General features: G+C 55.7%; 9 protein-coding genes and 1 riboswitch. Of the genes, 4 read left to right on the top strand and 5 right to left on the bottom strand.

Annotated features, from left to right (window positions below; all coding sequences use genetic code 11):
- Positions 1–260: 260 nt before the first annotated feature.
- Both ACI1P1_RS03305 and ACI1P1_RS03300 read left to right on the top strand, forming a co-directional pair.
- Positions 261–4,346 (top strand): cadherin-like beta sandwich domain-containing protein, encoded by a 4,086-nt coding sequence (locus tag ACI1P1_RS03305; RefSeq protein ID WP_416214937.1) that lies wholly within the window; start codon positions 261–263, stop codon positions 4,344–4,346.
- Positions 4,347–4,575: 229 nt separating this feature from the next.
- Positions 4,576–4,718: riboswitch (cyclic di-AMP (ydaO/yuaA leader) on the top strand.
- 189 nt (positions 4,719–4,907) lie between these two features.
- The gene (locus ACI1P1_RS03300; protein ID WP_416214936.1) at positions 4,908–5,642 is read left to right on the top strand and encodes an HAD family hydrolase; all 735 of its coding nucleotides are present in this window, start codon (positions 4,908–4,910) and stop codon (positions 5,640–5,642) included.
- 84 nt (positions 5,643–5,726) lie between these two features.
- Here ACI1P1_RS03300 and ACI1P1_RS03295 read toward each other — a convergent pair whose 3' ends face one another.
- The 5 genes from ACI1P1_RS03295 to ACI1P1_RS03275 are packed head-to-tail and all read right to left on the bottom strand — an operon-like array spanning position 5,727 to position 11,720.
- Positions 5,727–7,199 (bottom strand): CehA/McbA family metallohydrolase, encoded by a 1,473-nt coding sequence (locus tag ACI1P1_RS03295; RefSeq protein ID WP_416214935.1) that lies wholly within the window; start codon positions 7,197–7,199, stop codon positions 5,727–5,729.
- An 11-nt stretch (positions 7,200–7,210) separates the two neighbouring features.
- On the bottom strand, positions 7,211–8,161 hold the full coding sequence (locus ACI1P1_RS03290) for a carbohydrate ABC transporter permease (RefSeq protein WP_416214934.1): 951 nt from the start codon (positions 8,159–8,161) through the stop codon (positions 7,211–7,213).
- A gap of 4 nt (positions 8,162–8,165) precedes the next feature.
- Positions 8,166–9,149 (bottom strand): ABC transporter permease subunit, encoded by a 984-nt coding sequence (locus ACI1P1_RS03285; protein WP_416214933.1) that lies wholly within the window; start codon positions 9,147–9,149, stop codon positions 8,166–8,168.
- 32 nt (positions 9,150–9,181) lie between these two features.
- On the bottom strand, positions 9,182–10,636 hold the full coding sequence (locus tag ACI1P1_RS03280) for an extracellular solute-binding protein (protein ID WP_416214932.1): 1,455 nt from the start codon (positions 10,634–10,636) through the stop codon (positions 9,182–9,184).
- 13 nt (positions 10,637–10,649) lie between these two features.
- Entirely contained in the window at positions 10,650–11,720 is a 1,071-nt protein-coding gene (locus ACI1P1_RS03275) for a LacI family DNA-binding transcriptional regulator (RefSeq protein ID WP_416214931.1), read from the bottom strand.
- A gap of 255 nt (positions 11,721–11,975) precedes the next feature.
- On the opposite strand from ACI1P1_RS03275, the gene ACI1P1_RS03270 reads away from it, so the two are divergent.
- Together ACI1P1_RS03270 and ACI1P1_RS03265 are read left to right on the top strand one after the other, a co-directional pair.
- Positions 11,976–12,368 (top strand): helix-turn-helix transcriptional regulator, encoded by a 393-nt coding sequence (locus tag ACI1P1_RS03270; RefSeq protein WP_416214930.1) that lies wholly within the window; start codon positions 11,976–11,978, stop codon positions 12,366–12,368.
- 5 nt (positions 12,369–12,373) lie between these two features.
- Positions 12,374–13,444, top strand: a complete 1,071-nt coding sequence (locus ACI1P1_RS03265) for a hypothetical protein (protein WP_416214929.1) — start codon at positions 12,374–12,376, stop codon at positions 13,442–13,444.
- Positions 13,445–13,530 lie beyond the last annotated feature (86 nt).

Raw genomic sequence — 13,530 nt, 5'->3', positions numbered from 1 at the left:
GGAGCTTATTATAAGGATTATATATATTGTTATCAATAGCCAATCGCTTGCAGCAAAGAGATTGTCAGAGTGGCAGAGAGAGGAAGATCGGTCTCCACCGTCTGTGACAAACTGCTGAGCTAAGTCGAGGGCTTATATTCGTTTATCTAATTTGAATGCGCTTTCGGAATTTGTCGTAAAACATCAAAGGGGGGGATTAAAACAACATCATTGTCGGTGCAGTTGTACAAAATTCCGAATCGAGAAGGAGTAAGCCGAAGATGAACAGTGAAAAACTTCTAACCAACGTCTCCCGTATGCTTGCCGTTATCATGCTGTTCTCCTTATTGGCATTTGCCCCTGTTCCGGCCTCAGCGTCCCAGGCTGGCCAAACTGACGGCGGATCCAGTGTGACTCAAGCTGTGTACAACTCTGTGTCTACATCGGTATATGCTGCTGTGTATGCCGAAGAGGATCCTTATTTCCGGCTGGACCCGGGTCCTGGCCAAATGCCTGTAAAGGTTACCGAACCCACCAATGTCTGGGCCGCGAGAACCCCGCTGGACAACCGTGTTCCCGCCGATTTTGCCGGCGGCACCTTCAAAATGATCCCGTATCCTTTTGCAGATTCCAAAGGCAAGGGGGACGTACTCCAGATCAATTACGCCCATAACGGAAAGAGCACGTTTGGCGGAATAAGTCTCGAATCTCCGTTATCCCCGGCTGTAAATATCCCGGCGGGTTCAACAATTGAGTTTGACGTGTACTATCCCAAAAGTGCGCAAGGCAAATTTATGAGGTGGAGAATCAGAGCCGGCAGCTCTACCGTTGATGCCTATCTGAGGGATTATCAATACAACAACCTTAACCCGGACTGGGTAGGAAGCTATAACAGCGAAACCTGGTTGAAGGCGCACCACAGCATCACCGCCTCAACCGGCAGTTCCTCCAGCTTCGTTCTCGAGCTTCACGGCGAGAACGCCCGCCCCGTGGAAACAGGCATGCTTCTTGTGGCCAATATCCAAATCTCGACACCCGATCCCAACGGTATTCCGCTTCCCAACGTAGTCAACAAGGAAAACCAGAGTGCGGTAGCCCCCTTAAAGAGCCTATATAACAGGGAAAACGGCCTGTTTATGGTCGGCGCCATCGGAACCGGCACCGTAACGGGCGCCAGAGCCAACCATTACGAAATCTTTGTTGACGGCAACAATCTCAAGGCCGATGGAACCCATCCCCGCGGCCCAAGCTGGCTGAAGAATGCTGCCGGTGAACCTATGAACGGCGCAGCCACCACCCCGGGTTTAGCTGAATACAGCTTCCCGACCGGCTCTTATCAGGCAATCAGAGATTCCGGAACGCCGGGACAGTACAAGTCCCATGGTCATGTATTGGCATGGTACAACCAGGCTCCAGGATGGATGACGCAAATTATTCCCGCGAACCTTCCCTCCGGGTATACCGGCACAACCAAATTCTACGGACTTGGCAATGGCGTGACAACCACGGTTAAGGTAGACAAGGAAATGGCCAGAAGAGTCCAGTTTAACCATACGATGTATGTGATGCGGCATTTCTTGACCACAGATGCAAAGTATGGCTCCAGCGTATCCCGCGGAATCATTCCCTTCAATTCCTGGGACGTGCTTAATGAAGAGGTTCACGAAAGCCGCCACAGCGAGCTCATTCCTACGGATGCAAACAACTGGAGAAACAGCCTTAAACACACCAACTGGCTTGCTGCCATGTCAGATAACCGGATTGATGGCGATGTCAAGGACCATTACATTTACCTGCTCTTCAAAAATGCCCACATTGCGGCCCCCAATGCCCGGATGGCGGCGGCTTACAAAGCCAACTACGAGAACCTTCCCGAGTATATGAAGCTCGATGGGCATGACACGGACGGCAGCATTGACGCTTATATCGTTGACACTCCTCCGAAGCTGACCTACAACGATTACGGGCTGGCGTCCCGCAGCAAAGCGAGAACCGTATACAACATGGTTCTCGAACTGAACACCGCATGGCTCTCCGATCCGCTGTATGACGGAAGGCCTCTTATCGAAGACATCGGTATCCAGGGGCATGATGCGGTTGGAAAAACTCTTGCCAGCGATAACCAATATGCTATGGCCCTCTATGCCTCTCTCGTTGACCGGGGCCTTCTGTCCGGCATTTCCTACTCCGAGCTTGACCTTAAGATTCCGACGGACGCTCCCGGCGGCGGCGCCACTGCTCCCGCAGTGCTTAATGTCAAACAGTCTGACGCCCTTGGTTATGAGTACGCGTTATTGTACAAACTGTTCACCAAATTCGCCCCGTATATCGACCATATCATCAGTTGGGGCGTAGCCGGTTCAGGGTGGCAAGGAAGCTATGTGCTGTTTGACGGTCAGAACAATGCCAATGCCGGTTACTATGGCGCCATGGACCCGGACCGGTTCATTCAGGGGCATTCCTACCTGGATAGCTTCTTCGAGGGTGAATACGGGAAGCTCCAGAACAGCTATGGGATTGATCTTGGCGATCTTGGAATCTATACACCCGCTAATACAATTGCGGATCTCAGCGGCTTGACACTGAGTGCGGGCACACTTGATCCGGCATTCGATGCGGCGACCACCGAGTATGAGGTAGCATTGAAGGATGCTGCCAGCATTCAAGTAACACCGGAGGCAAAAAACAGCAAGGCAACCATAAAGATAAACGGTACGGCAGTGGAAAGCGGAACGGCCTCCGCCGTCATAGACACACCGGCAGGTGAGACCTTGATTACAGTCAAAGTCACTGCGCAGAACGGGAGTACGGAGAAGATTTATACGATCAAGGTGACCAACACCAAAACGCCCGCACCGGTAAAATCCTCTAACGCGAATCTCAGCGGGTTGACGCTGAGCGCTGGGACACTTGATCCGGCATTTGCCGCAGCAACCATCCAGTATAGTGTTTCCCTGCAGGATTCGACGGGCGTGAAGGTGACTGCCACAGCCGCAGATAACAAGGCAACCATTAAAATGGACGGCACGGTTGTCCCCAGTAGCACAGCCTCCGGCACCATATCTCTGACACCGGGTGCAGCAACGGATGTTAAGGTAGAGGTAACCGCTGAGGACGGTACGGTAAAGATATACACCATAAAAGTAACAAACGGCAAAACAGATTCTCCTTCCTCTTCCGACAGTGAAACATCGTCTTCACCAACACCTACGCCTGCCGCTTCGGTTGTTTCAGGGCAGAAGGTAACTGTGAAGACGACTGTGGAGAATGGAATCGTATCTGTTGCGGCACCTGATTTGGAAAAAGTAAAGGAGTTCCTGGCGAAGAATGTGACATTGGAGATCCCTGCAGCCCAAGGAGTGAATGCCTACGCCGTAGGGTTGCCTGCTGCGGCGCTGATAAGTGGAACCAAGGAACACAAGCTCACGCTGTCCACGGAGTTGGGCAAGGTTGTCATCCCTGGTAACCTGCTGGCCGGCACAACGGCAAGCAGCGGCAAGGAAGTGGCACTGAAAATTGGCAAAGGCGACAAGTCCAAGCTCGCGCCGGAAGTGAAGGCTGCCCTTGGCGATAGACCGGTCATACAGCTTACCCTTGCGGTGGACGGAAAAGAGACGGCCTGGAGCAACCCAAGCGCACCTGTAACTGTATCCGTGCCTTACAAGCCAACTGCGGATGAATTGAAGAATCCGGAAATGATTGTGGTTTGGAGCATGGACGGAAACGGAAATGTGACTACAATACCGAGCGGACGCTACGACTCCAAAACTGGTATGGTAACCTTCAAAACCACTCATTTCAACGGCTACGCGGTAGCATACGTGTCCAAGACATTCACAGATCTCGGGACGGTGGCATGGGCTAAGAGTGCGGTCGAAGTGCTTGCGTCCAAGGATATTCTCAAGACAGAGGGGAGTGTATTCCATCCGGCAGCCGATATCACCAGGGCGGACTTCCTGTATTCCCTTGTTCGGGCACTTGGATTGACTGCAAAGACAAACGGCAATTTCAGCGATGTTCAGGAAAATGCTTATTATTATCAAGAGGTTGCCATTGCCAAAGCGCTAGGCATTACGAACGGCATTGACAACGACAAATTCGGCAGCGATATCAAGATCACCCGGCAGGACATGATGGTATTGACAGAAAGAGCCTTGAAGCTGGAGAAGAAGCTGAATCAGCAGGGGGCAGCAGCGGATCTGGAGAAATTCGCCGACAAGTCCGAGGTGGCTTCCTATGCGGTGAGCAGCGTAGCGGCCATGATTAAGGAAGGGCTGATCGAAGGCGGCGATAACAAAGTCAATCCGACTGGAAACACAACCAGAGCAGAAGCCGCGGTTATCCTCTACAGGCTGTACAACAAGTAAACTCTCATAAGGATGATGAGAACCGCGCCAGCTAGTGTTGGCGCGGTTTTACATGCAATTGGCCGGGTTGAGGCTCTAACGACCAATCGTATATGAAAAACCGAGTACAAATGGCTGAACAGAGGCCCAAGTGACCAATCGTATATGAAAAACCGAGTACAATCCGCCCACCGGGATCCGCGGCAATCCAGGCAATAAAATATTTGACTTTTCAGTTTTTTTGAAGTAGCATAAAACTACGCTTAATTTCCGGGGTAACATACCGGAAAGCGGGGGAACCATTCTTTTGGGGCGAATCATGCAGTTATTGCGTGTAGGGATGCCATCTGCCCGAGTCCGTCAGCTAACCTCGTCAGCATGGAGATGGGTCATTACTTTGCTTATACAAGTAGAGTCGGGCCCTTGTTTGAAGGGCTCTTTTTGTTGTTTTTCCAATGCCCGAATTCCAGCTGGCTTACCATGTTTGTTCCTGACGGATCTATCCCGCTCCCCCATCATGCCGGAGGCAGGCCTGTTGATGCGAAGGTGTGAATCAATTGAAGCAGGAAGGGAGGAGAGACGATGATCAAAGCGGTCATATTTAACTTTGGAGGGACTGTTCTGGATACGGAAACCCCCCGTTACGAAAGCTTCCTGGAAGCTTACCGCGAGCAGGGTGCGGAGCTGGACTGGTCCTTGTATGCGCAGTGCATCGGCACAGGCTTCCAAAGCTTCAACCCTTACGAGGATTTACTTGGCCGGATGCAACTCCCGGTGCAGTTGAATGCCTTCCGGGAGTCGATCCGCAGCCGGTGTGCCGAACTCACGGAACAAGAAGAGCTCCGGCCAGGGGTAATGGATGCCCTGGTGCGCGCCAAAGCCATGGGTCTTAAGATCGGCCTGGTGTCCGCCGCACCGCGGCGGGAGATCGATCCCCACCTCCAGAAGTGGGGGATTGCCTCTTATTTTGACTGTATCCGGACCGTGGATGACGCCACCCGGGTGGCTCCGGACCCGGAGCTGTACCAGCAAGCCTTGCGGATGCTGGGGGTACGACCCCGGCAGACGGCGGCCATCGAGGACTCTCCGGCAGGAGCGGAGGCAGCCATGCAAGCCGGTTTGTACACGGTTGTTGTCCCCAACGCCACAACCGCTGTGATGAAGTTCGGCCCCTGCCATGAGCGGCTGGCTTCTCTGGATCAGCTGGAACTTCCGGAGCTCTTAGACAGGCTTCATGCCGCCAAGGCTGTGGTCTGTGAGCCCGCAGTATTATGGAACCGGGTTATGCCCGTGGAACAGGAAGCGGAGGTCAGCTGAAGCGGAATGATGAAAAAAGCCATATGAAAGGCCGGCTCTGGTGAAGAATCCAGGACCGGCCTTTTTGGCCTGCGGAAGCATATGCTATTGGGCTGAAAGGTAGATCGGGTTGGTCATGGCAATCATCGACAGTCCGCCGGCTTCCTCCGCATACCGCCACAGCTCCGCCCGGTAAAACAGGCGGTTATGGGAAACCAGCTTCAGCAGGGTGCCATTGTTCCCGCCTAGGCCGGCCACATCACCGGATCCTTTGCCAGGTCCGGTTCTGATCCAATCGGATGCTCCATTTCCATCTCCATTGCCGTCCCCAGCCCCGCCGTCCAGTATCCGTTCCTCCTCCAAGCCATTGGCGGAGTAAACCCGCAGCACATCGCCGCGGAGGAGTCCGCCCGAAGCCTGTACATCCAGCCACATCCCCTCTGCAAGAGCGGCAGGGACCACGTCACCCATTCCCCATTGCCCGATGGAGATGGTCAACCGCGGCCCCTCCGGGGAATGGGACAGGGTAACCCGCCCGCGGTCTACTGCGCGGAGTATGGCATCAACCGAACGCCCGTGGGCAAAAATCCAATTGCACGGAGATCCATGGCGGATATACGGGTGGGGCCGGTGAAAATCGCTGCCGCCGACAGCGGTAAGTCTCCGTCCAGCTTCCAGTTGCTCCTGCCACCACACCAGCGTCCTGAGGTTATCCTCCCGCCACGGGCCGTTCCAAACCTCCACCCAGTCATGGGGCACATCAAAGCCCCACGTCCATCCGCAATTGCTGCAATGGGGATGATTCAGCGAAATATAAGCGCCGCGTTCTTTAGCGGAGGTCAACAATTGGATCGTATCCTCCGGGTGAAGAGAACGGAAATCGCTGATAGGAGCTTCCAGCCCATAGAGGTTGCAATGCCCGGAGAGGGTGGTCAGCTCCATAGCCGGGATCAGGGTCAGATCCGTTTCTAGCCGGTGGCGGGCCAGATTCTGACTTGCGGTATTGTGGTCCGTTAAGGCGAGAAAATCCAGTCCTGCCTGCTCCGCCAGCTTAATGGCCTCCGGCAGGGAATAGTGCCCGTCGCTATGGTTGGTATGGGCATGCAGCTCGCCCTTCAGCCAGCGGCCTGGCGCTTCGGCAAGCTGCACCTCAAGAATGACGCGGCAGCCGGCGGCGGGAATCCGGTAAGCACCCAGCAGGACCTTCCATTCGCCTGCAGTCACCTCTCCCGGCAAATAACCCGGTGTCGCCTCCTCCGGCCCGATTTCGAAGAAGCTGCGGGCGCCGCCGCTCCACCCTCTCATCCCGGCGGAATCCCGGATACCTAAATCCACAATGGTGGTTTTGGGGGAGGGAAGGCGGATGCCAAACCTGTTGGCCGAGGGTTTAGCCGCCGTTGCCGGAGAGACAACGTTTGTGTCTGGTGCGCTGCGGATTTTCGGAGGAGCATCACCCGCCAAATACTCCACCTTCATGGATACCGAAAGGCGCTCCACATGCTCCGGCACCGTAAAGGGCACCTCGATATATGTTTTTTCCTCATGGGACATGATGTCCCGGATAAGCTCCAGCCGCATGGGCCCGCCTCCTATTCCTTGGTTGCCCCCGCGATGATTCCCTGCACAAAGAACCGCTGGACAAACGGATAAATGATAACTAACGGCAATAAGGCAATCACAATGCCTGCCATTCGCACATTTTTGGTGATCAGAAAATTGCTGGAGGTGGAGGAGGTGTCAATGATCAACGCCTTCAGGGCCACCTGCAGCGTATATTTGGCCGGATCGCTCAGAAACAGCACGGCCGGTGTGAAATGGTTCCATTTGCCCACAAATTCGAACAGGGTGATGGTTGCCAGCCCCGCCGCGGACAAGGGGACATATAAGGTTAAGAATATGCGCAGCTCTCCGGCCCCGTCAAGCCTGGCGGATTCCCCCAGCTCCCACGGCACCGCCCCGAAGAAGCTGCGCATCAGAAGAATGCTGAAGCCTGACAAAATGCCGTTAATGACCAGCGCCGACAGAGAATTAAGCAGCCCCAGCTCCTTGTTCACAATGTACACGGGGATCATGATGGTTTCGAAGGGGACCATCATCGTCAGCATAATAAATCCCGTCAAGAACTTTCGTCCCGGCAACCCGCGTTGGATCAGGACGTACCCGGCCAGGGCGCACAGACAGACATGGCCCACAGTTCCCCACAGAGTGACGAGGGTATTGTTCCAGAAGGGACGGCCCAGCTGGATTTTGTTCCACACGGTGGAATAGCCCTCCGTGCTGAAGGCCTCCGGCCAGAGAATAATCCGGGGCTCCATGGAAGCAAGACCATCGGAGAAGGAGAGGGCCAGTGTATTCAGCAAGGGGATCACCATCGTCGATACCAGAAGCAGGAGGAACAGGGTGTTGAGGATGTCGAAAACAGCGCCCCCTAAGCTGCCTCCGGACCGCTGCCGCCCCGGCTGCCTCCTGCCGCCTGGCCCGGCAAAATCCGCGCCGCCCCGTAATCCCCGGTTATCTGCCGTTGTTTGCACCGCCTTCACGTGATCACCTCTCTCCATTTCCCGCCAACCGGCGCACGGCCAGGGTCAGCAGCACCGTAGCTGCAATGACCAGGCATCCTGCGGCGTTGGCGACGCCCATATCGAATTTCACCAGACCTTTTTCGTAGGTGTAGATCATGAGAACATCCACATACCGTTCGATAGCCGGATTGCGCATGGCGAAAATCTGATCGAATATCCGCAGCACACCCATGACGGACAGCATCAGCACCACCTGCATGGCCGGCACCAGCTGCGGCAGGGTGATGTGGCGGACCAGCTGCCAGCGGTTGGCACCGTCTATCCGGGCAGCCTCGTATAAGGCGGGATTCAGCCCCACAATCGCAGCCAGATAGATAATGCAGGTATACCCGGCATCCTTCCAGACCGCCGCCAGTACCATGGCCGCCCGGCTGTAATTCTTTTCCGCCAAAAAGTGGATGGGAGGCAGGCCGAACCACTCCCGCAGCTCATTCACTAACCCGCCGTCCGGCGTCAGCATAAAAATCCAGATGCCCGCCACCACAATCCAAGAGAACAGATGGGGCAGATACACAATCATCTGCGTCAGCTTTTTGAACCAGACCTTTCCCACCTCGTTTAGGGACAGGGCCACCACCAGCGGCGCGGCAAAACCCAGGACAAGGATACCTCCGCCGATCATGAGGGTATTCACCAGCATCCTCCCGAAATCCGGGTCCGTTAGCACCGTCCGGTAATTGTCCAGCCCCACGAAGGGGCGGTCGCCGATAACCCGGAATTTCTGGAAGCTGATAACGAGCCCCCGCATCAGCGGATAGTAGGAAAACGTCAGGAAGTAGGTTACCACCGGGATCATCATTACATAGAAAATACCGTACCGCGGCCACAGCCTGCGCAGCAGGGAAAGACTTCGGGCAGCGCGCCGTCCGCTTCCCCGGCGGATAGCGGGGCCCTGTGCCTCCGGGCTCCCGGTATGAGGGACTGCCAGTTGGTTATCCGCAGCCATGTTGCGTTCACCGCCCTTTCATGCGTGAGACTCTAGTCAATCTGCTTGGCAGCCTTCAACTCGTCATTCATTTTCTTCACCGCATCGGCTGCCGGAATTTTCCCCTGCATGGCCTGAAGCGCATAGTTGTTCAGAATCTTCTCCACTTCCTTCCAGCTGGAGCCGGTGGTTTCCAGGGTGGCATGCTTCAGCACCAGCTCCTGGGCATCCTTAACACCGGGCAAAAGTCCGAAGGGATTCTGCCACTTGGTATTGTAGATAAACGGCGAGCCGTGGTCCTGACTGTGATCCTTTCCGGTTTGGGTCAGTTCATATTTGCCGTCCTTTACGGTATAGTCGGTGCCCTCAATGCCCAGAGTGCCGAGAATATTGCCTTTTTCCGTGCTCCAGAATTCGATGAACTTCATGGCTGTGGCCGGGTCTGGGGAGTTCACCGGAATGATCCAGACATTGGGGTCGCCCCGGCGCATGATCACCTTGCCGTCAGGTCCTTGGGCAGGCAGCAGCCCCTTGGCCTTGAAAGCAGTAGCCGGGTCCTTCTGCAGCCGGGTATTGTTGAACATGCCCACCCAGGCATCCCAATAGGTGACCATGCCCACCCGGTCGGTCAGGAACAGATCACGCATTTTTCCGGCGTCGTTGGTGGCGAAGTTGGGATCAAGAATGCCTTCCTTGTACAGCTTGGCAAACCATTCATATACAGGAATGGCGGCTTCGGAGGCATAGGGAATGGTCCGTTTGCCATCCTTCGTCACATAACCGGCCTTGACCCCAGCCCCGCTCATAAACCCTTGGATTTCATAGAGGCCCGCTGTGCTCAGGCCGTAGGTGTCCGCCTTGCCGTTGCCGTCCGGGTCCTTTTCCTTAAAGGCCTTCAGAACATTGTAATAATCGTCCAGAGTTTTGGGCTCTTGAAGCTGGAGCTTGTCCATCCAGTCCTGGCGGACCACCGGCATGGTGCCTCCCTGGAATTTGGTGAAGATGCCGTAAACCTTGCCGTCCTTCAGGCGCACCTGATCCCACTCCTTGGCGGGAAACACAGCGGAATCGGAGATGACGGTGGAGGCTTTGATTTTGTCGTCCAGGGGCATCAGCACCCCTTGGTCATAGAGGATTTCCATCAGGGGTTTATCCACCTGGATCAAATCGTATTTTTCCCCTGCGGAAATGGCAGGCAGCAGCTTATCGTTCATGCTGCCGCTGGGTTTCTCCATGGTCACCTTGATGCCGGTCAGCCGCTCCACCTCTTTTTCGAACAGGGCATGCTCCTCCGGGGTTTTCCCGCCGATAACACCCACCATCATGCGCAGATGCTTCTGGGCTTGCGGACTGCCGCCTGGTGCTGCAGAGGCGGCAGCAGAAGAGCTTGCCGACGGATCGGGAGAGGCCCCGCTGTTCTGTTCCGTTTGGCTGCCGCAGGCGGCAGTGGCCAGCAGTGTAGCGGCCATAACCGCTGTTAAACCCAGCTTTGTTTTGTTGTTTCCCATAACTTCCACTCCTTTAAGGTTGTATTGGTTGATGCGGCTGGCCGCATCCATCCGTTTCGGTTGTTTTCGGGGGAACGCAGGATTCCCGGATCAAGAGCTCACAGGAAATGATGGAGCGCCGGACCGCCGGAGAGGGCTGCTCGCAGCTCTCCAGCAGAAGCCTAGCTGCTTCGGTGCCCAAGCCCTCTGCATCCAGCCGGACACAGCTTAACGCGGGAGCGAATTCCGCTCCATATCCCGGCTCCACGCTGAAGGAAAAGACGGACAGCTGCTCCGGCACGGACAGCCCCAGCTCATCCGCCGCCTGGTATACTCCAAGGGCCACCTTGTCGGTATCCGTGATGACGGCGGTAATCTCCGGTGAACGTGTAAGGCACGCCAGGGTGGCGCGGTAGCCGAACTCTACGGAGCTTCCGGCTCCTGCGGGACGGTACTCCACCTGTTCTCCTCCCGGAAGAATCCCGCTTGCCCGGAAAGCTTCCCGGTAGCCGCCCTCCCTGTCATGGGCCACGGTCCTGTCGGCAGGGGCGTTCAGGAACAGAATCCGGCGGTGGCCCAGGCCAAGCAGGTATTCGGTGACCCGAAAGGCGGCCCCCACATTGTCATTGTCCACGTAGGAGACCCGGGTTTCGTAAGCGGCCGGAGGGCGGCCTATAACCACAACGGGCAATTGCTCCTGCAGGCGCTCCCGGAGGCGGGCGTCATGGACGGTGGGGTCCAGCACAATTTCTCCGTCTACCGGATTGGAGGCCCAATTTTCCGTCTGGCTGGCGAAGGCTTTGGGGAGGGTATTGACCAACAGCCGGTACCCCCGGCTGTAGCATTCCTTCAACACTCCATTCAGCAGTGCCATATGAAAGGCGCCGAACTGGATTTGCTCCCCCTCCATGCTGATCCCGATAATCCTTGTTTTGCCGCCGGCCAGGCTTTTGGCCCAATAATTGGGCTTGTAAGAAAGCTCCTGCGCTGCCTGGAGCACCCGGTCCGCCACATCCTTGCTGATGGGGCGCTTTTTGGAAAACACGTTGGACACCGTGCTTTTCGATACTCCGGCAATTTTTGCAACGTCATCAATGGTCGCCAAGTCCCGTATAACCTCCTATATGTCTCTTCCAAGGAAAATGGTAAACCGGTTTTATGCGGGGAACGTTAACGGGGTCTAAATAAATTGTAAAGACGGCCATCATCAGGCTCTAAGCCTATCGAACCGGTTCGATAAATCAAGCGTCTGCGGATGCCCTCCTCTGAATGATCATCAAAAACGTCGAGCCCTGGAGGGCTTCGCCATGCTACACTAAAGCCAATTCATGAAGAATTTGTATGAAAAGGGTGGGCTGCCTTGGATTACAGTCTGATGATCAGCTCGGTCATTGTTTTTGTGGAAAACAGGCTGGAGGAACGGTTGGACTACCGGAAGCTGGAGGCGGAAATCGGTTTTTCCGCCGTCCATATCCGGCAGGTGTTTGCCCGCCATACGGGTATGCCGCTGGCCCGTTATTTGCGCTGCCGGCAGATTGCCCATGCGGCCTTCGATTTGATCCACACCCGGGAAAAGGCACTGGATATCGGGGCTAAATACGGCTTCCCCAACCCGGACAGCTTCACCCGAGCCTTCCGGCGGGTGACCGGTTTGGCTCCGCAGGAATTCCGCAACCGGCGCTGTGCCGTAGGACGGATCAAGCTTTGCGCCGGAGTTTACGGCGTCGGCATTATCGAGAAAATGGGAGAGTGACAGGTATGAGTCAACAGCAAATCGTTGAGCAGGGCGGCACCATTTTGTACGGTGTGCCCAAGGTGGAGTACGGTTCTTACCAGGGATGTACGCCGTATCCCATCTGCCTGAAGGCTTGCGCCAATTATCTGGGGCAGCCGGTGGAATACGATGCGGTTATGGCCGGAAGCGGGGCGGCCTTCCGGCTGACCTGGGACACCACCTCGTGGAACGGCGGCAATGTGGATGTATTGTTTACGTATGACGATCCCATGAAGATATACCGCACAGGGGCTGCGTTTCTGGGGAGGAGCCTGATCCTTCTGGAGCGTTCCGGGGAAACGGCCAAGGCGGACTTCTCGGGGCTTATCCGGGAGGAGATTGATAAAGGCAGCCCTTGTATTGCCTTGGGGATTATAGGTCCCCCTGAGGCCTGTGTTGTCACCGGGTACAGGGAGAATGGAGACGTCCTGTTGGGATGGAATGTATTCCAGGACAACCCCGAATACAGGGGAAGCGTAAGCTTTGATCCTTGCGGGTATTACATCACAAGCGAATGGTGGGAAAATCCGGATACCCTTGCGGTGATGGCGCTGGGTCAAGCGGAAGGCGAAGGGTTTGGCCTCAGGGAAGTGGCAGCCCATGCGGTGGAGGTTCTCACCGGCAGAACACACGGAAAATATGCCAAGGGCGTTAGTGCCTATGATCCCTGGAAAAAAGCGGTAGCCGATGACACCCAGTTTCCGGCTAACGCGGTGCTGCCTATCCTGGTGGAGCGGCTGATGTGCCAGGGAGATGCTATGGATACGCTGGCGGACGGGCGAGCCCGTGCGGGAAGCTATCTGCGGAAGCAAGCAGAGCTTCATCCGGAGTTCGGCAGTCTACTGAAGGAAGCCGCCGGGCATTTTGAGGCGGTTGCTGCCGGCTCCTGCCAGATGGCAGAGCTTCTGGGCGGCTGGGGCCGTGGAGAGAAGCAGCTGCGCAATCTGGCCCGGCGGGATATCCGGGAGGGAATCTGCAGCCTCATCGATACCTGCAAAGAGTCGGACCAGCGCGGTTTGGAAAAGCTGGTGCAGTTGGCCCACGCTTTGGCATAGCGGGTAAACCGTCACAATTTGTGAGAGCTCCTATGAAAAAAAAGCTCCGGATAACGGAGCTTTTTGGCGTGGGATGACATTTTTTT

Source organism: Paenibacillus mesotrionivorans (assembly GCF_046098205.1).
Lineage (GTDB): Bacteria > Bacillota > Bacilli > Paenibacillales > NBRC-103111 > Paenibacillus_AR > Paenibacillus_AR mesotrionivorans.
The sequence above is the reverse complement of the archived record's forward strand: the minus strand, read 5'-3'. Positions and strand labels throughout refer to the sequence as shown.